The sequence below is a fragment of the Klebsiella sp. 1SOBk5mer genome (assembly GCF_046603115.1).
In the GTDB taxonomy this organism is placed as follows: Bacteria; Pseudomonadota; Gammaproteobacteria; order Enterobacterales; family Enterobacteriaceae; genus Klebsiella; species Klebsiella quasipneumoniae.
The window spans coordinates 963,153-986,457 of sequence record NZ_JBKIUU010000001.1; the positions used below are offsets into that span (position 1 = coordinate 963,153).

24 protein-coding genes are annotated in these 23,305 nt (G+C 61.9%); 10 read left to right on the forward strand and 14 right to left on the reverse strand.

All coding sequences use genetic code 11. The features are described 5' to 3' along the window. The first annotated feature begins 11 nt into the window (after positions 1 to 11). Positions 12 to 392 (forward strand): MDR efflux pump AcrAB transcriptional activator MarA, encoded by a 381-nt coding sequence (gene marA / locus ACLH1U_RS04740; RefSeq protein ID WP_004205971.1) that lies wholly within the window; start codon positions 12 to 14, stop codon positions 390 to 392. Between the two features lie 34 nt (positions 393 to 426). Continuing rightward, positions 427 to 645, forward strand: a complete 219-nt coding sequence (gene marB, locus ACLH1U_RS04745) for a multiple antibiotic resistance protein MarB (protein ID WP_032452772.1) — start codon at positions 427 to 429, stop codon at positions 643 to 645. Positions 646 to 693: 48 nt separating this feature from the next. On the opposite strand, the gene eamA is transcribed toward marB, so the two are convergent. Further along, complete coding sequence (gene eamA / locus ACLH1U_RS04750) at positions 694 to 1,593, reverse strand: O-acetylserine/cysteine exporter (protein WP_285202744.1); 900 nt, start codon at positions 1,591 to 1,593, stop codon at positions 694 to 696. Between the two features lie 195 nt (positions 1,594 to 1,788). On the opposite strand from eamA, the gene ydeE reads away from it, so the two are divergent. Both ydeE and ACLH1U_RS04760 read left to right on the forward strand, forming a co-directional pair. After that, positions 1,789 to 2,985: an efflux MFS transporter YdeE gene (gene ydeE, locus ACLH1U_RS04755; RefSeq protein ID WP_032452770.1), complete on the forward strand. Its 1,197-nt coding sequence runs from the start codon at positions 1,789 to 1,791 to the stop codon at positions 2,983 to 2,985. Between the two features lie 129 nt (positions 2,986 to 3,114). Continuing rightward, positions 3,115 to 3,597: a helix-turn-helix domain-containing protein gene (locus tag ACLH1U_RS04760; RefSeq protein WP_023289618.1), complete on the forward strand. Its 483-nt coding sequence runs from the start codon at positions 3,115 to 3,117 to the stop codon at positions 3,595 to 3,597. Between the two features lie 33 nt (positions 3,598 to 3,630). Here the strand turns inward: ACLH1U_RS04760 and urtE are convergent, their stop codons facing one another. From urtE to ACLH1U_RS04795, 7 genes are all read right to left on the reverse strand, one after another. Further along, a complete protein-coding gene (gene urtE / locus ACLH1U_RS04765) occupies positions 3,631 to 4,329 on the reverse strand; it encodes an urea ABC transporter ATP-binding subunit UrtE (protein ID WP_032452769.1) in 699 nt (232 codons plus the stop codon). A 9-nt stretch (positions 4,330 to 4,338) separates the two neighbouring features. Beyond that, the gene (urtD, locus tag ACLH1U_RS04770) at positions 4,339 to 5,136 is read right to left on the reverse strand and encodes an urea ABC transporter ATP-binding protein UrtD (protein ID WP_411299101.1); all 798 of its coding nucleotides are present in this window, start codon (positions 5,134 to 5,136) and stop codon (positions 4,339 to 4,341) included. Then, on the reverse strand, positions 5,136 to 6,209 hold the full coding sequence (gene urtC, locus ACLH1U_RS04775; RefSeq protein ID WP_044522890.1) for an urea ABC transporter permease subunit UrtC: 1,074 nt from the start codon (positions 6,207 to 6,209) through the stop codon (positions 5,136 to 5,138). Before urtC ends, urtD begins: the two co-directional genes overlap by 1 nt. Continuing rightward, the gene (gene urtB / locus ACLH1U_RS04780) at positions 6,209 to 7,783 is read right to left on the reverse strand and encodes an urea ABC transporter permease subunit UrtB (protein WP_411299103.1); all 1,575 of its coding nucleotides are present in this window, start codon (positions 7,781 to 7,783) and stop codon (positions 6,209 to 6,211) included. The genes urtC and urtB overlap by 1 nt, the downstream gene beginning before the upstream one ends. Positions 7,784 to 7,844: 61 nt before the next feature. Continuing rightward, complete coding sequence (urtA, locus tag ACLH1U_RS04785; RefSeq protein WP_004205981.1) at positions 7,845 to 9,116, reverse strand: urea ABC transporter substrate-binding protein; 1,272 nt, start codon at positions 9,114 to 9,116, stop codon at positions 7,845 to 7,847. A 170-nt stretch (positions 9,117 to 9,286) separates the two neighbouring features. Next, positions 9,287 to 10,390 carry a cobalamin-independent methionine synthase II family protein gene (locus ACLH1U_RS04790; RefSeq protein ID WP_004205982.1) on the reverse strand — a complete coding sequence of 368 codons (1,104 nt, stop codon included), beginning with the start codon at positions 10,388 to 10,390 and terminating at the stop codon, positions 9,287 to 9,289. 148 nt (positions 10,391 to 10,538) lie between these two features. Continuing rightward, the gene (locus ACLH1U_RS04795) at positions 10,539 to 10,937 is read right to left on the reverse strand and encodes a rhodanese-like domain-containing protein (protein ID WP_411299104.1); all 399 of its coding nucleotides are present in this window, start codon (positions 10,935 to 10,937) and stop codon (positions 10,539 to 10,541) included. Positions 10,938 to 11,004: 67 nt separating this feature from the next. Here ACLH1U_RS04795 and ftrA point away from each other — a divergent pair, with 67 nt between their 5' ends. Next, positions 11,005 to 12,102 (forward strand): transcriptional regulator FtrA, encoded by a 1,098-nt coding sequence (ftrA, locus tag ACLH1U_RS04800; protein ID WP_136071250.1) that lies wholly within the window; start codon positions 11,005 to 11,007, stop codon positions 12,100 to 12,102. Next, positions 12,071 to 12,286, forward strand: coding sequence for a DUF4177 domain-containing protein (locus ACLH1U_RS04805; RefSeq protein ID WP_004205985.1), 216 nt, complete (start codon positions 12,071 to 12,073; stop codon positions 12,284 to 12,286). The genes ftrA and ACLH1U_RS04805 overlap by 32 nt, the downstream gene beginning before the upstream one ends. A 54-nt stretch (positions 12,287 to 12,340) precedes the next feature. Here ACLH1U_RS04805 and ACLH1U_RS04810 read toward each other — a convergent pair whose 3' ends face one another. Together ACLH1U_RS04810 and ACLH1U_RS04815 are read right to left on the reverse strand one after the other, a co-directional pair. Next, complete coding sequence (locus ACLH1U_RS04810) at positions 12,341 to 12,781, reverse strand: GNAT family N-acetyltransferase (protein ID WP_411299105.1); 441 nt, start codon at positions 12,779 to 12,781, stop codon at positions 12,341 to 12,343. A 264-nt stretch (positions 12,782 to 13,045) separates the two neighbouring features. Further along, positions 13,046 to 14,110 (reverse strand): LacI family DNA-binding transcriptional regulator, encoded by a 1,065-nt coding sequence (locus tag ACLH1U_RS04815; protein WP_065806123.1) that lies wholly within the window; start codon positions 14,108 to 14,110, stop codon positions 13,046 to 13,048. Positions 14,111 to 14,305: 195 nt separating this feature from the next. Between ACLH1U_RS04815 and ACLH1U_RS04820 the strand changes: the two genes are divergently transcribed. After that, complete coding sequence (locus ACLH1U_RS04820) at positions 14,306 to 17,413, forward strand: beta-galactosidase (protein WP_411299106.1); 3,108 nt, start codon at positions 14,306 to 14,308, stop codon at positions 17,411 to 17,413. 54 nt (positions 17,414 to 17,467) lie between these two features. Then, entirely contained in the window at positions 17,468 to 18,733 is a 1,266-nt protein-coding gene (locus ACLH1U_RS04825) for an MFS transporter (protein WP_023289608.1), read from the forward strand. A 29-nt stretch (positions 18,734 to 18,762) separates the two neighbouring features. Here the strand turns inward: ACLH1U_RS04825 and ACLH1U_RS04830 are convergent, their stop codons facing one another. The 3 genes from ACLH1U_RS04830 to ACLH1U_RS04840 all read right to left on the reverse strand — a co-directional run bounded on the left by ACLH1U_RS04830 (position 18,763) and on the right by ACLH1U_RS04840 (position 20,311). After that, positions 18,763 to 19,851, reverse strand: coding sequence for an AAA family ATPase (locus ACLH1U_RS04830; protein WP_023289607.1), 1,089 nt, complete (start codon positions 19,849 to 19,851; stop codon positions 18,763 to 18,765). Positions 19,852 to 19,935: 84 nt separating this feature from the next. Next, positions 19,936 to 20,196: a hypothetical protein gene (locus tag ACLH1U_RS04835; protein WP_004205993.1), complete on the reverse strand. Its 261-nt coding sequence runs from the start codon at positions 20,194 to 20,196 to the stop codon at positions 19,936 to 19,938. Further along, positions 20,180 to 20,311 carry a hypothetical protein gene (locus ACLH1U_RS04840; protein ID WP_023289606.1) on the reverse strand — a complete coding sequence of 44 codons (132 nt, stop codon included), beginning with the start codon at positions 20,309 to 20,311 and terminating at the stop codon, positions 20,180 to 20,182. The genes ACLH1U_RS04835 and ACLH1U_RS04840 overlap by 17 nt, the downstream gene beginning before the upstream one ends. Positions 20,312 to 20,492: 181 nt before the next feature. On the opposite strand from ACLH1U_RS04840, the gene ACLH1U_RS04845 reads away from it, so the two are divergent. Beyond that, positions 20,493 to 21,353 carry a broad-spectrum class A beta-lactamase OKP-A-4 gene (locus tag ACLH1U_RS04845; protein ID WP_063860904.1) on the forward strand — a complete coding sequence of 287 codons (861 nt, stop codon included), beginning with the start codon at positions 20,493 to 20,495 and terminating at the stop codon, positions 21,351 to 21,353. 20 nt (positions 21,354 to 21,373) lie between these two features. On the opposite strand, the gene ACLH1U_RS04850 is transcribed toward ACLH1U_RS04845, so the two are convergent. Further along, positions 21,374 to 22,135 (reverse strand): DeoR/GlpR family DNA-binding transcription regulator, encoded by a 762-nt coding sequence (locus ACLH1U_RS04850; protein WP_023289604.1) that lies wholly within the window; start codon positions 22,133 to 22,135, stop codon positions 21,374 to 21,376. A 261-nt stretch (positions 22,136 to 22,396) separates the two neighbouring features. Here ACLH1U_RS04850 and ltnD point away from each other — a divergent pair, with 261 nt between their 5' ends. Continuing rightward, positions 22,397 to 23,299 (forward strand): L-threonate dehydrogenase, encoded by a 903-nt coding sequence (ltnD, locus tag ACLH1U_RS04855; protein WP_085550835.1) that lies wholly within the window; start codon positions 22,397 to 22,399, stop codon positions 23,297 to 23,299. Positions 23,300 to 23,305: the final 6 nt, after the last annotated feature.

The following is a 23,305-nucleotide window of genomic DNA, read 5'->3' on the forward strand; positions in this document are numbered from 1 at the left end:
GAGGTAAGATGATGTCCAGACGTAATAATGACGCCATCACTATCCATAGTATTTTGTCGTGGATCGAGGATAACCTGGAATCGCCCCTGTCGCTGGAAAAAGTGTCTGAGCGCTCAGGTTACTCCAAGTGGCACCTGCAACGTATGTTTAAGAAAGAGACCGGCCATTCCCTCGGCCAGTACATCCGCAGCCGTAAGCTGACGGAGATTGCGCAAAAGCTCAAGCAGAGCAATGAGCCAATCCTGTACCTGGCGGAACGCTACGGTTTCGAATCGCAGCAGACCCTGACGCGAACGTTTAAAAACTATTTCGATGTTCCGCCCCACAAATATCGCATAACGAATGTACCTGGCGAATCCCGCTATCTGCATCCGCTAAATAACTGTTGTTAATCGCCTGCATTATTAAAGACGTATTGAGGAAATCATGAAACTATTCGCTGCCGCAGCCATCGTCGTTATGTCGCTGGCATCCAGCTTCAGCTATGCGGAGCAAACCACCACGCCGGTGCGGCAAAACCAGCGTGACACAATGATTATCCCTTCGGAACATAACGACTCGCCGTTTGATTTCAATCATATGGCGGCCGGCAATGATAAATCTGACGAACTTGGCGTGCCGTACTACCAGCAGCACGACCTGTGATGCCATTACACGCATACTTGTGTATAGCCCCGTCTCCGGGGCTTTTTTTTACCCGCGCGCCATGCCCGGCCGCACCAGACGCAGACCGAAAACGTTGATATAGAGCCCGGCCATGATCAGCGCCGCCCCGGCGAGCTGCAGCCCGCTCAGCGTCTCTCCCAGCAGCAGCGCGGCGCTGGCCATCCCCACCACCGGCACCAGCAGCGACAGCGGCGCCACCCGCCAGGTTTCATACCGCCCCAGCAGCGAGCCCCAGATACCGTAGCCGACGATAGTGGCGATAAACGCCAGGTAAAGCAGCGAGAGAACCGTCAGCACATCGATCTGGCGCAGACTCGCCAGCATCAACTGCGGGCCATCGATCAGCCACGAGGCGACCATAAACGGCAGCACCGGGATCAATGCGCTCCACACCACCAGCGACATGATCGGCGGCCGGGTCGCCTGGGACATGATTTTTTTGTTAAAAATATTGCCGCAGGCCCAGCTGAGCGCCGCCGCCAGGGTCAGCATAAAGCCCACCAGCGGGACATGTTCCCCTCCGAGGCTCCCCTCCACCAGCACCAGCACGCCGAAGATCGCCAGAGCGATCCCCGCCAGCTGCTTGCCCTGCAGGCGTTCGCCAAAGACGAAGGCGCCGAGGATGATGGTAAAGAAGGCTTGCGCCTGCAGAACCAGCGACGCCAGCCCCGCCGGCATGCCCAGGCCGATAGCGCAGAACAGAAAGGCAAACTGGCCAAAGCTAATGGTCAGGCCATAGCCCAACAGCAGGCGCAGCGGAATCGCTGGCCGGGCGACAAACAGCAGCGCCGGGAAGGCCACCAGCATAAAGCGCAGGCCCGCCAGCATCAGCGGCGGCATATTGTGCAATCCCAGCTTAATCACCACGAAGTTAAGCCCCCACACCACCACTACCAGCAGCGCCAGCAGTCCATCTTTCCTCGTCATACCCCTGCCTCTGTCGTTATTAGAATTTTTGTGAACAAAATCAAAGTAGCGAAAAAGCGGCCGCCAGGATAGATCATTATTTTTGGCAGGTTCAGAAGTGCCGATCGCGACCGGGGCGACCTGTACAAGGCGTGATGACCGTGTTATTTGTGATCGAAGACATAAAATTATAACAACATGACAGGCAAGGAAATCATGATCACCACACTCCGGCGCTCCACCATCGCGCTGCTGGCATCGTCGTTACTGTTGACTATCGGCCGCGGGGCCACACTGCCGTTTATGACCATCTACCTCACCCGACGCTATCAGCTGGAGGTGGATGTGATCGGCTACGCCCTGTCGCTGGCCCTGGTGGTCGGCGTGCTGTTCAGCATGGGCTTTGGCATCCTCGCGGACAAGTTCGACAAAAAGCGCTATATGGTGTGGTCAGTGCTGGTATTTATCCTCGGTTTCAGCGCGATACCGCTGGTCCATAACGCGACCCTGGTGGTGATCTTCTTTGCGCTGATCAACTGCGCCTATTCGGTCTTTTCCACCGTACTGAAAGCCTGGTTCGCCGACCGGCTGACGGCGGAGAAAAAAGCGCGCATCTTCTCGCTGAACTACACCATCCTCAACATCGGCTGGACCGTCGGGCCGCCTATCGGCACGCTGCTGGTGATGCACAGCATTAATCTGCCCTTCTGGCTGGCGGCGGCCTGCGCCGCCTTCCCGCTGGTGTTTATTCAGCTGTTTCTCCAGCGGGATGGGGCCGCCGCCGCCCAGCCGGGAGCTGCCGCCTGGACGCCTTCGGTGCTGCTGCGCGACCGCGCGCTGCTGTGGTTTACCTGTTCCGGGCTGCTGGCCTCCTTCGTCGGCGGCGCCTTCGCCTCCTGTATCTCGCAGTACGTGCTGGTGGTCGCCAGCAGCGACTTCGCCGAGAAAGTCGTGGCCGTGGTGCTGCCGGTTAACGCCGCGGTGGTCGTCGCCCTGCAGTACGCCGTTGGCCGGCGGCTGAGCGCGAGAAATATCCGCCCGCTGATGACCTTCGGTACCGTCTGCTTTGTGATCGGCCTCGTGGGCTTTATGTTCTCCGGCGCCAGCCTGTGGGCGTGGGGGATCTCGGCGGCGATCTTCACCCTTGGCGAGGTGATTTATGCCCCCGGCGAGTATATGTTGATTGACCATATCGCCCCGCCGGGAATGAAGGCCAGCTACTTCTCCGCTCAGTCGCTGGGATGGCTGGGGGCGGCCTTCAACCCGATGTTCACCGGGTTGATCCTCACCCATCTGCCGCACTGGTCGCTGTTTGTCATTCTTATCGTGGCTATTGTCGCCGCCTGGCTGATGATTTTCCGGGGGATCAATGCCCGTCCCTGGCAGCCGGATTCTCCGCTGGCCAGGGCCTGACGCCAGCTGACATGCGGCTGTCAGGTTACTGTCGGGCCGTTGTCGGGTCGCTGTCGTGGTGGCTGGCGGCCCGCTTTTCCATACTCCATCACAGGTTTACATCCGCAGAACGTCATGGAGCATATGAATATGAACAGCATCAATCAGGTCAAACAATTACGGCTGCAGCGCGCCTGGTCCCAGGAACAGCTGGCCGAAATGGCGGGGCTCAGCGTCCGCACGATCCAGCGCATTGAGAATGGCGAACGCCCGGGGCTGGAGACCCTCAGCGCCCTCGCCGCGGTCTTTGAGGTGACGGTGGCCGAGATCGGCGGCGAAGCCTCGCGGGAGGGCGCGCCGGGTCCGCAAGCTTCGCTGGATCTGCGTATAGAGGAAGCGAAAGCGCGGGTGCAGCAGGAGAGTCGCTTTTTTCGTTCGCTGTCGGTGGCGCTGGTGGTCTGCGTGCTGCTGGCGGTGCTCAACCGGTACACGAACCCGCAGTACTACTGGTCCGGCTGGGTCGCCCTGATCTGGGGCGCTCTGCTGGTGGTGAGAGGATTACGTCTGTTCGTCTTTGGCGAATGGATCAAAAACTGGCGCCAGGCGCGCCTGCAGCGGCTGCTGCGTAAATAGCATGGAAACCGGCGGCGCGCGCCGCCGGCCCGATCAGATAGTCACCAGGGCGCGCACGCCGTCGGTTTCCATATCTCCGCCCTTTCCCTGCTGGACGATGGCGCCGCGCGACATCACCAGGTAGTGGTCCGCCAGCCCGGCGGCAAAGTCATAGAATTGCTCCACCAGCAGAATGGCCATATCCCCGCGGCTCGCCAGTTGACGGATCACCTCGCCAATCTCTTTGATGACCGAGGGCTGGATCCCCTCGGTGGGCTCATCGAGGATCAGCAGCTGCGGACGGCTGGCCAGCGCGCGGCCGATCGCCAGCTGCTGCTGCTGACCGCCGGATAAGTCACCGCCCCGCCGCTGCCTCATGGTTTTGAGCACCGGGAAAAGCTGGTAAATCTCCTCCGGCACCTGCTGCGCCTCGCGGGCGGGAAAGCGCGACAGCCCCATCAGCAGATTTTCTTCCACCGTCAGGCGAGGAAAAATCTCGCGTCCCTGGGGGACGTAGGCCACCCCGGCCTGCACCCGCTGGTGCGGTTTACGGTGGGTGATGTTCTGATCCTGCCAGCGCACCTCGCCGCTGCGCGCCGGAATAAGCCCCATCAGACATTTCAGCAGGGTGGTCTTACCGACGCCGTTGCGCCCCAGCAGGCAGGTGACCTCGCCCTGACGGGCGGTAAAATCCACCCCGCGCAAGATGTGGCTCCCGCCGTAGTACTGATGTAACTGACTCACCTGTAACATTGGCGCTCCTTAACGTCCCAGATAAACTTCAATGACCTGCTCATTGGTCTGCACCTCCCGCAGCGACCCCTCCGCCAGCACCTGGCCCTGATGCAGGACCGTCACCCGGTCGGCGATGGTCTCGACAAACCCCATGTCGTGCTCCACCACCATCAGGGAGTGCTGTCCGGCCAGCGTGCGAAACAGCTCCGCGGTATATTCGGTTTCCGCATCGGTCATGCCGGCCGCTGGCTCATCAAGCAGCAGCAGATGCGGCTCCTGCACCAGCAGCATGCCGATCTCAAGAAACTGTTTCTGGCCATGGGACAGCAGACCCGCCTGGCGGTAGCGTTCGCCGTCGAGGCGCAGCAGGCGCAGCACCTCATTCAGCCGATCGTCTTGTTCGCTGCTCAGCCGGGCGCGCAGGCTGGCCCACACCGATTTATCCCCCTTCATCGCCAGGGCGAGATTTTCCGCCACCGTCAGCGCTTCGAAGACCGTCGGCTTTTGAAACTTGCGCCCGATACCCTGGCGGGCGATGGCCACCGGGTCGAGAGTGGTCAGATCCACCGACTGGTCATAGATCGCTTTGCCGCTCTGCGGCCGGGTTTTGCCGGTGATCACGTCCATCAGGGTGGTCTTGCCCGCGCCGTTGGGGCCGATCACGCAGCGCAGCTCGCCGACGCCTATCGCCAGCGACAGATCCGTCAGCGCCCGGAAACCGTCAAAGCTGACGTTAATGTTCTCCAGCTGCAGTACCGGGTCGGTTTGCGCACGGAAGCGATCTCCGGGCAGCTGGCGGGTAAACAGTCCTTCATCCGGTTGCATTAGCGGTCTCCTCGACGCAGCAGACCCATCACCCCGCGGGGTAGAAACAGGGTCACGATGATGAACATGAGGCCGAGAAACAGCTGCCAGTACTCCGGCATCGCCACGGTGAAAATGCTTTTCGCGCCATTGACCAGTCCGGCGCCAAGCACCGGGCCGATCAGGGTGCCGCGCCCGCCGAGCGCCACCCAGATGGCGGCCTCGATGGAGTTGGTCGGCGACATTTCGCTGGGGTTGATGATCCCCACCTGCGGGACGTATAACGCCCCCGCCAGGCCGCAGAGCACCGCCGACAGCGTCCACACCAGCAGCTTGAAGCCGCGCGGGTCGTACCCGCAGAACATCAGGCGGTTCTCGGCATCCCGCACCGCGGTGAGGATGCGGCCAAACTTACTCTGCGCCAGCGCCGAGCCCAGCCACAGGGTCAGCAACAGCAGCAGGACCGTGGCCATAAACAGCGCCGCCCGGGTGCCGGTGGCGGTGACCGGAAAGCCCAGCAGCGTGGTAAATCCGGTGAAGCCGTTGTTACCGCCAAACCCGGTCTCGTTGCGAAAGAACAGCAGCATACCGGCATAGGTCAAGGCCTGGGTCATGATCGAGAAATAGACCCCTTTGATCTTCGAGCGGAAGGCGAACCAGCCGAAAACCAGCGCCAGCAGGCCGGGAACCAGCACCACCAGCGCCATCGCCCAGGCGAAATGCTGCGTGCCCCACCAGAACCAGGGCAGCTCGTTCCAGGAGAGAAAAGACATGAACGCCGGCAGACCGTCCCCCGCCGCCTGGCGCATCAGGTACATGCCCATGGCGTACCCGCCGAGGGCAAAGAAAATCCCGTGGCCAAGGGATAGCATACCCGCGTAGCCCCAGACCAGATCCAGCGCCACCGCCACGATGGCGTAGCAGAGGATTTTACCGCTCAGGGTCAGCAGCCAGCTCGGCACCGCCAGCGGATGGGAGGCCGGCAGCAGCGCCAGGAATGGCATGCTCAGCAGCCCCAGCACTAACAGGATCCCCAGCCAGCGCAGAGGCCGCGGCGCGCGCTGCGCCAGCGTTAAGGTAATGGGTTGGCTCATCAGTCAATCACCCTCCCTTTCAACGCGAACAGGCCCTGCGGGCGTTTCTGAATAAACAGAATAATCATCACCAGGATCAGGATCTTGCCAAGCACCGCGCCCATCTGAGGTTCAAGAATTTTGTTGAAAATGCCCAGCCCAAAGGCTGCCGCCACGCTGCCGGCCAGCTGGCCGACGCCGCCCAGGACCACCACCAGGAACGAGTCGATGATATAGCCCTGACCCAGCTCCGGGCCGACGTTGCCAAGCTGCGACAGCGCCACGCCGCCCAGCCCGGCAATACCGGATCCGAGACCAAAGGCCAGCATATCCACCCGCCCGGTAGGCACGCCGCAGCAGGCGGCCATCGCCCGGTTCTGCGTCACGGCGCGGACGTTCATTCCGAGGCGGGTGCGGTTCAGGATGAGCCAGGTGAAGCACAGCACCAGCAGGACGAACGCCAGTACCGCCAGCCGGTTCCACGGCAGGATCAGGTTCGGCAGGACCTGCACGCCGCCGGAGAGCCAGGCGGGGTTCGCCACCTCCACGTTCTGCGCGCCGAACAGCATCCGCACCAGCTGAATAAGCATCAGGCTGATCCCCCAGGTGGCGAGCAGCGTCTCCAGCGGCCGACCATACAGATGACGAATAATGGTGCGCTCGAGCGCCATGCCGATCCCGGCGGTGACCAGGAAGGCCACCGGCAGCGCGACCAGCGGATAAAAGGCCAGCCACTGCGGCGCGAGTTGCGCCAGGACCTGCTGTACCAGCCAGCAGCTGTAGGCGCCGATCATCAGCATCTCGCCATGGGCCATGTTAATCACCCCCAGCAGGCCGTAGGTGATCGCCAGCCCCAGCGCGGCCAGCAGCAACACCGAGCCCAGTGACAGCCCCATAAAGGCCTGGCCCAGCAGATCGCCGAGCAGCAGACGATGTTTGATCTTTTGCAGGCTGTCGCTGGCCGCCTCGCGCACCGCCGCATCCGGCTCATTCTGGGCATCGGTAAAGGGGATCAGCAGCGCCTGGGTTTCCGGGTCCGCAGAATGGCCGAGCAGCGTCACGGCGGACAGCCGCGCGCTGGCCTCAGGCTGAGTCAACTGCAGGCGCGCCAGCGCCACCTCCAGCAGGCCCCGCACATTATCATCGCTCTCCGCCTTCAGCCGCTGCTGCAGCAGAGCGGCCATGGCCGGGGTCGCTTCCCGCTGCAGGGTGCGCGCCGCGGACGCTCGCTCTGTGACGTTGTCACTTAAAATAAGATGGCTGGCCAGCGCGCCGGCAGCCAGATTGCGCAGGCGGTTGGTCAGACGGACCGGCCGGGTGTCGCCCTGCGGCGCGGCGGCGGCGCCCAGCGGTTGTAAGCCGCCCTGTCGGGCGCGGAAGGCATGTTTTCCGTCGTCCATCACCAGGCTCTCGCTGGTTAACGCCCGCAGCAACGGCAGGCGATCCGCCTGCGGCGCTGCCGCCCACTGGGTCAACAGCTGCGCCTGCTGGCTACGGCTGGCGGCGACGAAATCATCCGCCTCCGCAGCCTGCGCCCGCCATGGCAGCAAGCTCAGCAGCAGCGCCAACACACTCATGAGACGCAATGCGTTCATGTCGTTCTCCTCTGGTCAGCGGCCGACGGGCGCGACGCTCCCGCCCCGTCGGCCCTGGCGCTTACTGGCTGACGGTTTTCACCGGATGGTCAGGTTTCTTATCATTACCGGGGATCCACGGGCTCCACGGCTGCGCGCGGACGGGCTCATCGGTCTGCCAGACCACATTGAACTGGCCGTTGCCTTCGATTTCACCGATCATCACCGGCTTATGCAGATGGTGGTTGGTGGCATCCATCGTCAGGGTAAAACCGGACGGCGCTTTAAAGGTTTGCCCGGCCATGGCGTCGCGCACTTTGTCCACGTCGGTGGTGCCGGCTTTGGTCACCGCCTGCGCCCACATATGCAGACCCACCCAGGTCGCCTCCATCGGGTCGTTGGTCACCACCGTATCGGCATTCGGCAGCTTGTGCGCTTTGGCGTAAGCGCGATAGTCGGCGACAAAGGCTTTATTGGTCGGGTTATCCACCGACTCAAAGTAGTTCCATGCCGCGAGGTTGCCGACCAGCGGTTTGGTATCGATGCCGCGCAGCTCCTCTTCCCCCACCGAGAAGGCCACCACCGGCACGTCGGTCGCTTTCAGACCCTGGTTAGCCAGCTCTTTGTAGAAAGGCACGTTGGAATCGCCGTTGATGGTGGAGACCACCGCCGTTTTGCCGCCGGCGGAGAATTTTTTGATATTGGCGACGATGGTCTGGTAATCGCTATAGCCGAACGGGGTGTAGACTTCTTCGATATCTTTGTCCTGGATCCCTTTGGCATGCAGGAAGGCGCGAAGGATCTTGTTGGTGGTGCGCGGATAGACGTAGTCGGTTCCCAGCAGGAAGAAGCGTTTGGCGCCGCCGCCGTCCTCGCTCAGCAGGTATTCCACCGCCGGGATGGCCTGCTGGTTAGGCGCCGCGCCGGTATAGAAGACGTTGGGGGACATCTCTTCCCCTTCGTACTGTACCGGGTAGAACAGCAGGCCGTTCAGCTCCTCAAACACCGGTAGCACCGATTTACGCGAGACCGAGGTCCAGCAGCCGAACACCACCGCCACCTTGTCCTGGGCCAGCAGCTGGCGCGCCTTCTCGGCGAACAGCGGCCAGTTGGAGGCCGGGTCGACCACTACCGGCTCCAGCTTTTTGCCCAGCACCCCGCCTTTGGCGTTGATGTCGTCGATGGCCATCAGGGCGACGTCCTTCAGCGGCGTTTCGGAAATCGCCATCGTCCCGGAGAGCGAATGCATAATCCCGACTTTAATGGTGTCGGCGGCATAGGCCTGGAATGAGAGACCCATAGCCATTACAGAGGCGGAGAGTGCAAAAGCTTTTAATAACGTTCTTCGTTGCATGATTCACTCCTGAGTAGCGCAAAAATAAAGAATTAACAGCTAACCAGAGGTGATAAGGCAAAAACGGTGCCAGGTTGTGAGAACAACGGGATGCGGCGCAGGCGGAGGGCGGAGACGAAGGAGATGGCAGCGTTGCCTCATCACGGTGCAACGCTGCGCTAAGAAAGGCATTACCAGACGTCGGCGGCGATGGCGGTCACCAGACGAACTTTTTGCCACTGCTGGTCTTCGCTGAGGGCGTTACCCTCTTCCGTGGAGGCGAAACCGCACTGCGGACTCAGGCAGATCTGCTCAAGCGGAACATACTGCGCCGCCTCGGCGAGACGCGCTTTGACCCCCTGCGGGTTCTCCAGCTCGCCGTTTTTGGTGGTGATCAACCCGAGGACCACCTGCTGATGGCCGGGACGAATAAAGCGCAGCGGCGCGAAATCCCCGGAGCGGTCGTTGTCATATTCGAGGAAGAAGGCATCGACATTGACGCCGCCAAACAGCACCTCGGCCACCGGCTCATAACCGCCCTCCGAGATCCAGGTTGAGCGGAAATTACCCCGGCAGACGTGGAGGCCCACCGTCAGATCGGCCGGTTTGCCCTCCAGCGCCTGGTTCAGCACCCGGGCATAAATGCGCGCCAGCGCATCCGGATCGTCGCCGCGCTCGCGCACCTGCTGACGCTGGGCATCGGAGCACAGATAGGCCCAGACGGTATCGTCCAGCTGCAGATAGCGACAGCCGGCGTCATAAAAGGCGCGGATCGCGTCGCGCCAGGTGGTGGCCAGGTCGTCAAAGTAGTCGCTGAGATCCGGGTAAACGGTGGCATCAATATCTTTCCGACCGCCGCGGAAGTGCAGCACGCTCGGGCTGGGAATGGTCATCTTCGGCTGCGCGTCGCCGCTGATGCTTTTCAGATAGCGGAAATCCTCCAGCATCGGGTGGTCGCCGAACGCCAGCTTGCCGGTAACGCGCACGCCGTGGGCTTTGGTCTGCACGCCGTTGAACTGGATCCCCTGCTCGGCATCGTAACGCTCAACGCCCTGCAGGCCGTCGAAGAAATCGAAATGCCACCATGCGCGACGAAACTCGCCGTCGGTGACCACGTGCAGGCCGCAGTCGCACTGCTGCTGGACCAGATGACGGATAGCGTTATTCTCAATTTCGCGCAGCTGACCGGCGTCGATCAGCCCCTCCGCCAGCTGCTGACGCGCCTGTTTGATACTGTCCGGACGCAAAAAACTGCCGACGATGTCTGCGCGGAACGGGGCCTGTTGACGTTGCATGCTGTCTCCTTAGCGGTGGGCGCGTTAGTTGCCCACCGTGATAGTTCATTATTTGAATTTTTAGACTTCTGGATGGCTATATGTCCAGATACTGGCATGCAGGTCGACGGGCCGCAAACGAGAATATTTCATGGTACATGAAAAATATTCACTTACCGGCGACAAACGCATAACCCTCATCTTCCCAGCCGGTGATCCCGCCGAGCATCATTTTCACCGGCCGCCCCAGTTCGGCCAGCTTCAGCGCGGCTACGTCGGCACCGTTGCAGTGCGGCCCGGCGCAATAGACCACAAACAGGGTCTCCGCCGGCCAGGCCGCCATTCTATCGGCGCTGATCTGGCTGTGCGGAAGATGCAGCGCGCCGGGCAGGTGACGCCTGGCGAAGGCCTCCTCGCTGCCGACCACGTGCAGCAGGACAAAGTCGACCTCGCCGGCACGCTGGGCGCTGTGCACATCGGCGCAATCGGTCTCGAGATGCAGCTTATGGCGGAACCAGCGGATAGCCTCGGCGGAGGTGGCGGGGGTAAATTGGCTTACTACACTCATGGCGTCTTCTCCTTGTCTGTGATAACACTACTTTACTGACGCCCATCACCCTTATCTGCCGGCAACCATGACAGAAAACGCTAACATCCTGACAACCCCTTCGGTGACACCGTCACCTCACCACGTGGTGGCCCTCGCCTACGATGGCCTGTGCACGTTTGAGTTTGGCGTGGCCGTGGAGATCTTCGGCCTGCCGCGCCCGGAAATGGGCGAGCGCTGGTACCAGTTCGCCGTCGCCGCCGTCGATGAAGGGCCTCTGAGAGCCACCGGCGGGGTCCGCCTGATGACCGACGGCGGCCCTGAGCTTCTCGCCCAGGCGCAGACCATCGTGGTCCCGGGCTGGCGCGGCATCGACGCCCCGGTCCCCGAAGCGCTGTGCGCCGCCCTGGCCGCCGCTCACGCCCGCGGATGCCGAATAATCTCCATCTGTTCCGGAGTGTTCGTTCTCGCCGCCGCCGGGCTGCTCAATGGCCGCCAGGCGACAACCCACTGGCGCTACACCGCGGCGCTGCAGTCCCGTTTTCCGCAGATCCAGGTGGTGGAGGATGTCCTTTACGTAGGCGATGATTTGCTGATGACGTCCGCCGGCAGCGCGGCGGGGATCGATCTCTGTCTGCATCTGGTGCGCGAGGATTTCGGCAGCGAGGCAGCGAATGTGGTCGCTCGCCGCCTGGTGGTCTCTCCCCATCGCGATGGCGGTCAGGCGCAGCAGGTCCTGCGTCCGGTGGCCCGCAGCCGGGAGAGCCTGCGCCTTGGCCAGCTGTTTGATTATCTGCACCAGCATCTCGCCGCCAGCCACACCGTCGCCTCCCTCGCGCAGCGCGCCGGCATGGGGACGCGCACCTTTTTGCGCCGCTTTGAAGAGGCCACTGGTAAAACCCCCGCCCGCTGGCTGCTGGAGGAGCGTCTGCTGCGCGCCCGTCAGCACCTGACGGAGAGCACGATGGGCATCGACCAGATCGCTGAGCGCTGCGGATTTGCCAGCGCTGGCACCCTGCGCCACCATTTTCGCCTGCGCTTCGCGCTAAGCCCGCTGCAGTACCGTAAACAGTTTGCTACTTCTCCGATTGCAAAATCCTCGCAGCCACGGACAATAGACGGCCACAGTAAACCGGTCGCCAGGATGGTCGATGATGAAGAAAGAGTGTCGGGTAGTGATCTATAAAGAGGGCCTGCTGGGCAGCCTGTTTTTTGGCGAAGCCAAAGCCGACCCTGACAAAATGAGCCAGTTTCTCAGCAGCTATACCCGCGAGGGCTGGGAGGTAAAAACCATGTCGGTGGAGCGCCGCCGTACCGCCCTGTTCTGGTCGCGGGAAGCGTATCTGTTTGTGCTTGAAAGGCCCCTGTAACGGAGCCTGCGCCTGGTTTACACGCTTAAGCCAGGCGTTGCCCGGCATCCGCGCTCAGGGCTGGCGAATATAGCCCTGCTCGTGCATTTTGCGCATGCCCTCCTCGCCAGCGCAGACCATCCCGGTGGTCAGCATGGCAAAACCAAAACGCTGATAGAACGCGATTTTATCGGCCACCGCATAGATAAAAATTTTGCCAAAGGGCAGCAGCTGCTCCCGGACCGCCTGCATCAGCTGTTGTCCGTAACCCTGCCCCTGTCGGTCGGGGACGATCGCCACATCCGATAAGTAGCTGCTCCAGGTGCAGTCGCTGATGGCGCGCGCCACGGCAATCAGCTGACCGCTCTCATAGCCGAACCAGCAGAAGGTGCTCTGGCGAAACGCCTGCTCCAGTTGCTGAACATCACGTTCATTCAGCCCGGCCTCGGCGACGATGGTCCGCACCCGCCGCCAGTCTACCCGCGCAATCGCCTCTTTGCCCTCAATCACCATCATGACCTTGTCTCCCGCCGTGTTCGGCATCTATCCCGGAAGAAAGATGTAGCATGCCGCCGCCGGGGATGCCAGGCGAAAAATCCAACGAAAGAACGCGGAAAACGGGGGTGAGGCAAAAAAAAACCGCCATGTGACTGGCGGTAAATCAATGCTTGCATGGATAGATTGTATTTTGCATTTTTCGCAGGCAGAGGATCCTGACCTCTCTACGTTTGATCCCGAGGTTAGCATGGTCAACCTCAATAAATCCTCAACGGCCTGCGGCTAAAGCTTCTCCACCAACGCTTTCAGCTGCGCCAGGGTCTGCTGCCGGTCCTCCGCGGCGGCGAGCGGCCACGCCGACTGGCGCACGATGAGCCGGGTCGGCAGCAGCTCGCGGATCCGCATCTGCGGGGCCGCCATCAGAGCAATCAGCCGCTCCACGGCCCGTTTGCCCAGCAGATCAAAGTCCTGCGCCACCGTGGTGAGCGGCGGCTGAAAGTAGAGACTGTCGGCGGTGTCGTCATAGCCGGTCACCGATACCGCCTGGCTGCCGCTGCGATTGAGCTGGGCCAGCGCGCTGAGTACCCCGAGCGCCATCTGATCGTTGGCCACCACAATGGCGCTGATCCGCGGCTGGAGGTGCAGCAGTTCGAAGGTTTTCTGCCAGCCGCTGGCGGCGCTCCAGTCACCGAACACCGTGGTTGAACGGGCAATGTTCAGGCTGTGCAGCGCCTCGCGCCAGCTGGCGAGACGCAGTCGGGCGGAAACCGAACTTTCCGGCCCCGCCAGCAGGCCGAATTCGCGATGCCCGAGCTCCCACAGATGGCGCACGCAGGCTCCGCAGCCGTCGCGATGGTCGAAGCGCACGCAGCAGACATCGGCCTCCGGGGAGACGTCAAGAAACAGGCAGGCCATATCCGGGTTCTCTTTAACCAGCCGCTCGGCGGTGGCGCTCTCCAGCGGCAGGCTGACGATCACCCCGCGAATATGCTGGGCGCGCAGTTCGTCCAGCCGGGCCTGCAGCGCGGCGAAGTCGGCCTGCGCTGGCATCGCTATCGCCACCTCCAGCTGGTGCAGGCTGGCATGGCTCTTTACCGCGGCGGCGATCTGCGAGGGGGCATGCAGGGTCAGCGAGGCGGTAATCAGCCCAATGGAGGGCGCCGCTTTGCCGGCGAGCAGCTGCGCCGAGCGGTTAGGCACGTAGTGCAGCGTCTGCATCGCGCGGATCACCTGCTCGCGGGTGCGGGCTGACACCACTTCCGGACGGTTCAGAACCCGGGAGACCGTCTGTTGGGAGACGCCCGCCGCGCGGGCGACATCCTCCAGGGTTGCGGTACGACGCGGCATAGTTTCTCCTCATCGACAAAATGTCGTGCGCTAACATTTTATGTTTAACGCACGACAAAAAACAGCGCATTACCCCCGCTTTCGTGATCGTCTGTTAATTTCATTTCCGCCGTCGTTGCTGGAAAAAACAAATTACCCGATAACGTTCTTCATCCTGTTTAGCGATCGACATTTTCTGACTTACCGGGGATTACTATGCCAATAAGCGATACCAGTCGCCGCCACGCGCCTGACTTCCACGCCGTCCTCGCCCGCGAAGACTGGCAGAACCAGACTATTACCCATCTCAACCGCCTGCCGGCCCATCCTGCGTTCGCCAGCTGGCGCGATGAGCTTGCCGCCCGCGATAATCATCCTTCGCCCCATCGTCGTCAGCTGGACGGCGAGTGGCAATTTGCTTACGCCCGCAGCCCGTTTGCCGTCGATGCGCAGTGGCTGACGCAGGACCTGCCGGGCAGCCGCGGCACGCCGGTGCCCTCCAACTGGCAGATGGAGGGCTATGACGCGCCGATCTACACCAACGTCCGCTACCCCATCGACACCACCCCGCCGCGGGTGCCGGAGGATAACCCAACCGGCTGTTACTCCCTGCACGTTGCGATCGATGACGCCTGGCGCGCGGACGGGCAGACGCAGATTATTTTCGACGGCGTTAACTCGGCCTTTCATCTCTGGTGCAACGGCGCCTGGGTCGGTTACTCCCAGGACAGCCGCCTGCCGGCGGCGTTCGATCTCAGCCCCTTTCTGCGTCCGGGCGACAACCGCCTGTGCGTGATGGTCATGCGCTGGAGCGCCGGCAGCTGGCTGGAAGACCAGGATATGTGGCGGATGAGCGGTATTTTCCGCTCGGTGTGGCTGCTGAATAAGCCGCACCAGCGGCTGAGCGACGTCCAGCTGACGCCGACCCTTGACGCCCTCTGCCGCGACGGCGCTCTGCAGGTCCAGGCGACCGTCGAGGCGACAGAAGCGGCGCTTGCCGGGCTCAGCGTCGGGGTTAGCCTGTGGCGCGGCGAGCAGCCTGTCGTTGCCCACCGTCAGCCGTTAGGCACCCCGACGGTGGATGAGCGCGGCCGTTACGCCGAACGGGTCGATTTCTCCCTGGCGGTGGCGGCGCCGGCGCACTGGAGCGCGGAAACCCCGGATTGCTACCGGGCGGTGGTCACCCTGTGGCGCGGCGAGGCATTGCTGGAGGCAGAGGCGTGGGATATCGGTTTTCGCCGCATCGAGATCGCCGACGGCCTGCTGCGCCTTAACGGCAAACCGCTGCTGATCCGCGGCGTTAACCGCCATGAACACCACCATTTACGCGGTCAGGTGGTCAGCGAGGCGGATATGGTGCAGGACATTCTGTTGATGAAGCAGAACAACTTTAACGCCGTCCGCTGCTCGCACTACCCCAACGCCCCGCGCTGGTATGAGCTGTGCAACCGCTACGGTCTGTACGTGGTCGATGAAGCCAATATTGAAACCCACGGCATGGTGCCGATGAATCGGCTGTCCGACGATCCGGCGTGGCTGCCAGCCTTCAGCGCCCGCGTCACCCGGATGGTACAGAGCAACCGCAACCATCCGTGCATTATCATCTGGTCGCTGGGCAACGAATCCGGCGGCGGCGGCAACCACGAAGCGCTGTACCACTGGCTGAAGCGTAACGACCCGACCCGTCCGGTGCAGTACGAGGGCGGCGGCGCGGATACCACCGCCACCGATATTATCTGTCCGATGTACGCCCGCGTCGAACGCGACCAGCCGATCCCGGCGGTACCGAAGTGGGGGATCAAAAAATGGATCAGCCTGCCCGGCGAGCAGCGGCCGCTGATCCTCTGCGAGTACGCCCACGCGATGGGCAACAGCCTCGGCAACTTCGCCGATTACTGGCAGGCCTTCCGCGAGTATCCGCGGCTGCAGGGCGGGTTTATCTGGGACTGGGCCGACCAGGCGATCCGCAAAATCTTTGACGACGGCAGCGTCGGCTGGGCCTACGGCGGCGACTTTGGCGATAAGCCGAACGATCGCCAGTTCTGTATGAACGGCCTGGTGTTCCCCGATCGCACGCCGCATCCGTCGCTGGTCGAGGCGAAGCACGCCCAGCAGTATTTCCAGTTCGCCCTGCTGTCGACTTCGCCGCTGCGGGTGCGCATCGCCAGCGAATACCTGTTCCGCCAGACCGATAACGAAGCGCTGCGCTGGCAGGTGCAGGCGGCCGGTGAAACCCTGTACCACGGCAACCTGACGCTGGCGCTCCCGCCTGAGGACAGCGACGAGATAACGCTGCTCGACAGTCTGATCCTGCCGCCAGGCGCCCGCGCCGTGTGGCTGACGCTGGAGGTGGTCCAGCCCCAGGCGACAGCCTGGTCCCCGGCGGATCATCGCGTCGCCTGGCAGCAATATCCCCTGCCGGCGCCGCTGGCGCTGCCTGCGCCCACGGTGCCAGCCGGCGCCCCGGATCTTATCGTCAGCGATGAGGCCTGGCAGATCCGCGCCGGCACGCAGTGCTGGACCGTCGATCGCCGGACCGGTTTGCTGAGTGGCTGGTCGGTTGCCGGTCAGGAGCAGCTGCTGACCCCCCTGCGGGATCAGTTTGTCCGTGCGCCGCTCGACAACGACATCGGGGTCAGCGAAGTGGAGCGCATCGACCCCAACGCCTGGGTGGAGCGCTGGAAAAGCGCCGGCCTGTTCGACCTTGAGGCACGCTGCGTGCAGTGCGACGCCCAGCGTCTGGCGAATGAGACCCTTGTCGACAGCCGCTGGCACTACCTGCGCGGCGACGAGGTGGTGATTGTCAGCCACTGGCGCCTGCGCTTTACCGCGGACGGAACGGTGCGGCTGGCGGTGGACGGCGAGCGCGCGGAAACGCTGCCGCCGCTGCCGCGGGTCGGGCTGCACTTCCAGGTGGCGGATCAGCAGGCGCCGGTGAGCTGGCTGGGGCTGGGGCCGCATGAGAACTACCCCGACCGGCGGAGCAGCGCCTGCTTCGCCCGCTGGGAGCAGCCGCTGGCGGCGATGACCGCCCCCTACATCTTCCCGACGGAAAACGGCCTGCGCTGTGATACTCAGGCGCTGGACTGGGGACGCTGGCACGTCAGCGGTCATTTCCACTTCTCCGTTCAGCCGTGGAGCACCCGTCAGCTGATGGAGACCGACCACTGGCACAAGATGCAGGCCGAAGACGGCGTGTGGATCACCCTTGACGGCCTGCATATGGGGGTGGGAGGCGATGACTCCTGGACCCCAAGCGTGCTGCCGCATTGGCTCCTGACCCAAACGCGCTGGCAGTACGAGGTCTCATTGCGTTGCCTTTAATCCGTGGGGGCGGCAGCCCCCACCCTACAAACAGAATAACAAGGGATCATGGTGATGAAATTCTCTGAACTGGCGCCGCGAGAACGGCATAATTTTGTCTATTTCCTGCTGTTCTTTTTCTTTTACTATTTCATTATGTCGGCCTATTTTCCGTTTTTCCCGGTGTGGCTGGCGGACGTTAACCATTTAACCAAAACGGAAACCGGGATCGTCTTCTCCTCCATCTCGTTGTTCGCGATTATTTTTCAGCCGGTATTTGGTTTAATGTCGGATAAGCTCGGCCTGCGCAAACATCTGCTGTGGACTATTACGGTGCTGTTAATTCTGTTCGCGCCGTTCTTTATTTTCGTTTTCTCCCCGCTGCTGCAGATGAATATTATCGCCGGTTCGCTGGTGGGCGGGATCTACCTGGGGATTGTTTTCTCCAGCGGCTCCGGGGCGGTGGAAGCCTATATCGAGCGCGTCAGCCGGGCAAACCGCTTTGAATATGGCAAAGTGCGGGTCGCTGGCTGCGTCGGCTGGGCGCTGTGCGCCTCGATAACCGGCGTGCTGTTCGGCATCGACCCCAATATTACCTTCTGGATCGCCTCCGGCTTTGCGCTGGTGCTGGGTCTTCTGCTCTGGCTGTCGCGTCCGGAAAGCAGCAACAGCGCCCAGGTTATCGAGGCGCTCGGGGCCAATCGCCAGGCCTTTTCGCTGCGTACGGCGGCAGAGCTGCTGCGTATGCCGCGCTTCTGGGGCTTTATCGTCTATGTGGTGGGGGTCGCCAGCGTCTACGACGTGTTTGACCAACAATTTGCTAACTTTTTCAAAAGCTTCTTCGCCAGTCCGCAGCGCGGTACCGAAGTGTTTGGCTTCGTCACCACCGGTGGCGAGCTGCTCAATGCCGTGATCATGTTCTGCGCCCCGGCCATCGTTAACCGTATCGGGGCCAAAAACGCCCTGCTGACCGCGGGGATGATCATGTCGGTGCGTATTCTCGGGTCGTCTTTTGCCTCATCGGCGGTGGAAGTGGTGATCCTCAAGATGCTGCATATGTTTGAGATCCCCTTCCTGCTGGTCGGGACCTTTAAATATATCTCCTCCGCCTTTAACCCGCGGCTCTCAGCCACCCTGTTTCTGATCGGCTTTAACCTGTCGAAACAGCTCTCAGGGGTGGTACTTTCCGCCTGGGTGGGCCGGATGTACGACACCGTCGGCTTCCATCAGGCCTATCTGATCCTCGGCTGCATCACCCTGAGCTTTACCCTGCTCTCGTTCATCACCTTGCGCGGCGGCAAAAGCCTGCTGCCGGCAGCGGAGACGCAGACCCCCGCCTGACCGGGCGCGCCCGTCAGGGATGACGGGGTTCACTCCACAATGCGCGTCTCTCCGCCGCTATTCTCCAGCGCATAGCGCTGGCAGGCAGCCCCGGCGGCGATAAGATCCGCCAGCTCTGCCGAGTGGCTGGTCAGCCAGATCTGGCTGTAGCGGGAGGCCTCGACGATCAGCCTGGCCAGCGCCGGGAGCATGTCGCGATGCAGGCTGTTTTCCGGTTCATTGATCGCCAGAAAGGCCGGCGGGCGCGGGCTGAGCAGCGCGACGGCGAGGCAGAGAAAACGCAGCGTGCCGTCGGACATCTCCGCCGCCAGCAGCGGGCGGCGGATCCCCTCCCGGCGCATTTTCAGCGCGAAACGCGAGTGTTCGTTTTCACAGTAAAACTGGCAGCCGGGAAAGGCGTCGGCGAGGATCTCGTGCAAAATCTCCTCCGCGCCGATCTCGACAATGGTCTGAAAGGCGGCCGCCAGATTATGGCCGTCGCTGTCGAGCACCGGCGAACGGTAGCCGACGGCTGGCTGGCGCAGCGGTGAGTGGCGGCCGATAGCGAATTCATGGTAAAACCGCCAGCGGCGCAGGGTCTCGCGCACCCGCGACACCTCAGGAAAGCGGTGCGGCTCGCCAAGCTGACCGAACACCGACTCGTTTTCATAAATACTCTCGGTGAAGGTGCTTTTCTCCCCGGCGACATCGACGAGGAACGCCGCCTGATTCTTACGCTGCAGTACGCGGGAGGAAGGCCGACGGGAATAGCCCGCCAGCCAGATGTTCTCTTCTTTGACGATGGGATCGAGCATGAACTGCGTCGGATAGGGCAATTTTTCCGGGAAACCAACCTGCAGTTCATAATCAAAGCTCTCCGTCCGACAGGCGATTTGCAGCCGGCGGGGATGGCGATCGAGGGGAGAACGATCTCCGGACCACATCATATTTTCAAGGCCCCCCTCTTCGCTGATAAATCCCGACAGCCTGCCGTCGGCAGCCGCGGTCAACAGATGGATAGCGTTGTAAATATTGGATTTGCCGCAGCCGTTAGGGCCGAAGACAATGTTCAGCGGCCCCAGCTCCAGCGCGATATCCCTGACTGAGCGAAAGTTTTGAATACGGATGTACTGAATCATGATGCGTCCTGGCCCGGAGAGAGAAGGCTGCCACAGTAGCAAAGCCGCGGCAGGGATACTATCGCCCCCTCTCTCCGACCGGGTTTAACAGAACATTTTTTTCATTCCGCGGGTCAGCGCCACCCGCGTCAGCTTGTCGCTATCCTGATGGGCGTCACTGAAAACGCCAAAGAAATAGCGTTCATCGTCAATGGTTTGACTCACGATACGATAGCTGAGCGGCTGGCCGGACGGCGCACCGTATTGCGCAGGCGTCACTGAGACCTCGGTCGCATCGTCGGCGACGCTGACCAGCAGTCCATCCGCCTTACCGCCCACCAGCATGACCTTAATTATCGGGTGCACCAGTTCCTCCCGGGATGGCATAGATCATTGGCAAACCGCGCAGCGCGGCGGGCGTATCGTCAGCAAACAGCGGCGCCAGCCAGAGTGCGGTCTTAAGTACTTTCTTATAGTTCATTGCGGCCTTGAGTCAAAAAATAGCGTGCTTAGGCTGAGCTAAATATTGATTATTCGAAATAAAAGATGACAAATGATGAAGGAAAAAAGAGGAATTGTGAATCAGCAAAACGCCAGGTTATTCTATTTTGTCACTCCTCTACTCGCCTTTAATGGCCCTGATTCAAGGAAGTATTGCGGTTATGCGTTATGTTCGCCTGTGCCTTTTCTCCCTGATTGCCGCCCTGCCACTGGCGGTATTCGCCAGCCCTCCGCCACTTGAGCAAATTACACGCAGCGAAAGTCAGCTGGCGGGCCGCGTGGGCTATGTTGAAATGGATCTGGCCAGCGGCCGCACGCTGGCCGCCTGGCGCGCCAGTGAGCGCTTTCCGCTGATGAGCACCTTTAAAGTGCTGCTCTGCGGCGCGGTGCTGGCCCGGGTGGATGCCGGAGACGAACAGCTGGATCGGCGGATCCGCTACCGCCAGCAGGATCTGGTGGACTACTCCCCGGTCAGCGAAAAACACCTTGCCGACGGGATGACCGTTGGCGAACTCTGCGCCGCCGCCATCACCATGAGCGACAACAGCGCCGGCAATCTGCTGTTGAAGAGCGTTGGCGGCCCCGCGGGATTGACCGCTTTTCTGCGCCAGATCGGTGACAACGTCACCCGCCTTGACCGCTGGGAAACGGAGCTCAATGAAGCGCTTCCCGGCGACGTGCGCGACACCACCACCCCAGCCAGCATGGCCGCCACCCTGCGCAAGCTGCTAACCAGCCACACTCTGAGCGCCCGTTCGCAGCAGCAGCTGCTGCAGTGGATGGTGGACGACCAGGTAGCCGGTCCGCTGATCCGCGCCGTGCTGCCGGCGGGCTGGTTTATCGCCGATAAAACCGGGGCCGGCGAGCGGGGCTCACGTGGCATTGTCGCCCTGCTCGGCCCGAACGGCAAAGCGGAGCGCATCGTGGTGATCTATCTGCGGGATACGCCGGCGACCATGGCCGAGCGTAACCAGCAGATCGCCAGAATAGGCGCGGCGCTGATCGAGCACTGGCAGCGCTAGCCCGGTGAAGGCCGCATGCCTTACCCGGCGCGCAGCACCTCGCAAGCGTGCCGGGCGATATGTGTGGCGGCAGCATCGGAGAGATGCCGGTCGGTAATGATGGTGGTAAAGCGGGTCAAGGGTAACGCCATAAACGTGGCCACCTGATTATATTTCGAACTGTCGCACAGCAGGATGCTTCTGGCGCTGACCTGGCTGACGGTCTCCTTGACGGTGACCTTGTTCTCATCAGGGGTGAAAATCCCGCGGCTGTCCCAGCCGCTGGCGGAGATAAAGGCCGTATCGATAGCCAGGTGGCGCAAGGTCCGCGCCGCCGACTCGCCGACGCAGGAGCGGTTCTCCCGGCACAGGGTGCCGCCGGTGTGGATCACGCCGCACTGGCTGGCATCGATCAGCAGCTGGGTTATCTCAAAATCGTTGGTGACCACCTGCAGGTCGTCCCGGTCGAGGATCGCCCGCGCCAGCGCCAGGGTGGTTGTGCCGGCATCGAGATAGATGCAGCTGTTTTTGGCGATGTGACTGGCCGCCAGCGCGCCGATGGCCTGTTTCTCTTCACTCTGTAGAGTGCTTTTCACCAGATGACTGGGCTCTGCGGCCAGACGGCTGACGGCGCGCACGCCGCCCGAGACGCTGACCAGCAGCCCCTGTTCTTCCAGCTTACTGACGTCGCGACGGATAGTCATATGGGACACGCCGAGGATCTCCGTCAGCTCATTAATGCTCACCGCCCCACGCTGCTCCACCAGGGCTAAAATACGCTGATGACGTTCTATTGGAATCACCGCTCTCCCCTTACCATTTTTTCACACCAGAGCTTACCACTCACGCCGGGAACCTGAAGATCCCCTGTGCTGTTATCGCTGCTTGACCGCTGTTTTTACGCTATTTTAGGGCAAGAATCGCCGTCGCGCAGCCACTTTCCGTCTGTGAATTTTTTATATTCATGTGGGTTATTCGTGATAATTCTCACATAATTTCACATGACAACGCTTTATTCTATCATTAAATCACATTAATTAACGAATATTCACAAGGAGACCGGCATGACTGCACACACTAACGTCTGCGTGATTGGACTGGGTTCGATGGGCATGGGCGCCGCCCGCGCCTGCCTGCAGGCGGGCCTGAACACCTGGGGGGTGGACATCAATCCCGACAACTGCCGCGCGCTGCTGGAGGCGGGCGCCAAAGGCGCAGGCCCCAGCGCGGTGCCTTTCGCCGCTGAACTGGATGCGGTCGTGCTGCTGGTGGTCAATGCCGCCCAGGTTCAGGGGATCCTGTTCGGCGAGAGCGGCCTCGCCGCCCATCTGAAGCCGGGTACCGCGGTGATGGTGTCGTCAACCATCGCCTCCGCCGATGCCCAGGCGATTGCCGCGGCGCTGGCGGAATACCACCTATTGATGCTCGACGCGCCGGTATCGGGCGGCGCGGTGAAAGCGGCCGCCGGCGACATGACGGTGATGGCCTCCGGGAGCGATGCCGTCTTCGCCCGCCTCGCGCCAGTGCTGGACGCGGTGGCCGGCAAAGTCTATCGCATCGGGAGCGACATTGGCCTCGGTTCGACGGTAAAAATCATCCATCAGCTGCTGGCCGGGGTGCATATCGCCGTCGCCGCCGAAGCGATGGCCCTCGCCGCCCGCGCCGGCATCCCGCTGGAGACGATGTACGACGTGGTGACCCACGCGGCGGGTAATTCGTGGATGTTTGAGAATCGTATGCAGCACGTCCTGGATGGCGATTACTCGCCAAAATCCGCCGTCGATATTTTTGTCAAAGATCTCGGCCTGGTGAATGACACCGCCCGGGCGCTGACCTTCCCGCTGCCGCTCGCCACCACCGCGCTGAATATGTTCACCTCCGCCAGCAACGCCGGATTCGGCCGGGAAGATGACAGCGCGGTGATCAAGATCTTCAACGGCATTACCCTGCCGGGCCATAAACAGTGAGGAGAG

Excerpts from the sequence above, each read along its gene's own strand:
- marA (WP_004205971.1), top strand. The coding sequence starts at position 12 with ATGTCCAGACGTAATAATGACGCCATCACTATCCATAGTATTTTGTCG.
- marB (WP_032452772.1), top strand. The coding sequence starts at position 427 with ATGAAACTATTCGCTGCCGCAGCCATCGTCGTTATGTCGCTGGCATCC.
- eamA (WP_285202744.1), bottom strand. The coding sequence starts at position 1,593 with ATGACGAGGAAAGATGGACTGCTGGCGCTGCTGGTAGTGGTGGTGTGG.
- ydeE (WP_032452770.1), top strand. The coding sequence starts at position 1,789 with ATGATCACCACACTCCGGCGCTCCACCATCGCGCTGCTGGCATCGTCG.
- ACLH1U_RS04760 (WP_023289618.1), top strand. The coding sequence starts at position 3,115 with ATGAACAGCATCAATCAGGTCAAACAATTACGGCTGCAGCGCGCCTGG.
- urtE (WP_032452769.1), bottom strand. The coding sequence starts at position 4,329 with ATGTTACAGGTGAGTCAGTTACATCAGTACTACGGCGGGAGCCACATC.
- urtD (WP_411299101.1), bottom strand. The coding sequence starts at position 5,136 with ATGCAACCGGATGAAGGACTGTTTACCCGCCAGCTGCCCGGAGATCGC.
- urtC (WP_044522890.1), bottom strand. The coding sequence starts at position 6,209 with ATGAGCCAACCCATTACCTTAACGCTGGCGCAGCGCGCGCCGCGGCCT.
- urtB (WP_411299103.1), bottom strand. The coding sequence starts at position 7,783 with ATGAACGCATTGCGTCTCATGAGTGTGTTGGCGCTGCTGCTGAGCTTG.
- urtA (WP_004205981.1), bottom strand. The coding sequence starts at position 9,116 with ATGCAACGAAGAACGTTATTAAAAGCTTTTGCACTCTCCGCCTCTGTA.
- ACLH1U_RS04790 (WP_004205982.1), bottom strand. The coding sequence starts at position 10,390 with ATGCAACGTCAACAGGCCCCGTTCCGCGCAGACATCGTCGGCAGTTTT.
- ACLH1U_RS04795 (WP_411299104.1), bottom strand. The coding sequence starts at position 10,937 with ATGAGTGTAGTAAGCCAATTTACCCCCGCCACCTCCGCCGAGGCTATC.
- ftrA (WP_136071250.1), top strand. The coding sequence starts at position 11,005 with ATGACAGAAAACGCTAACATCCTGACAACCCCTTCGGTGACACCGTCA.
- ACLH1U_RS04805 (WP_004205985.1), top strand. The coding sequence starts at position 12,071 with ATGAAGAAAGAGTGTCGGGTAGTGATCTATAAAGAGGGCCTGCTGGGC.
- ACLH1U_RS04810 (WP_411299105.1), bottom strand. The coding sequence starts at position 12,781 with ATGATGGTGATTGAGGGCAAAGAGGCGATTGCGCGGGTAGACTGGCGG.
- ACLH1U_RS04815 (WP_065806123.1), bottom strand. The coding sequence starts at position 14,110 with ATGCCGCGTCGTACCGCAACCCTGGAGGATGTCGCCCGCGCGGCGGGC.
- ACLH1U_RS04820 (WP_411299106.1), top strand. The coding sequence starts at position 14,306 with ATGCCAATAAGCGATACCAGTCGCCGCCACGCGCCTGACTTCCACGCC.
- ACLH1U_RS04825 (WP_023289608.1), top strand. The coding sequence starts at position 17,468 with ATGAAATTCTCTGAACTGGCGCCGCGAGAACGGCATAATTTTGTCTAT.
- ACLH1U_RS04830 (WP_023289607.1), bottom strand. The coding sequence starts at position 19,851 with ATGATTCAGTACATCCGTATTCAAAACTTTCGCTCAGTCAGGGATATC.
- ACLH1U_RS04840 (WP_023289606.1), bottom strand. The coding sequence starts at position 20,311 with ATGAACTATAAGAAAGTACTTAAGACCGCACTCTGGCTGGCGCCGCTG.
- ACLH1U_RS04845 (WP_063860904.1), top strand. The coding sequence starts at position 20,493 with ATGCGTTATGTTCGCCTGTGCCTTTTCTCCCTGATTGCCGCCCTGCCA.
- ltnD (WP_085550835.1), top strand. The coding sequence starts at position 22,397 with ATGACTGCACACACTAACGTCTGCGTGATTGGACTGGGTTCGATGGGC.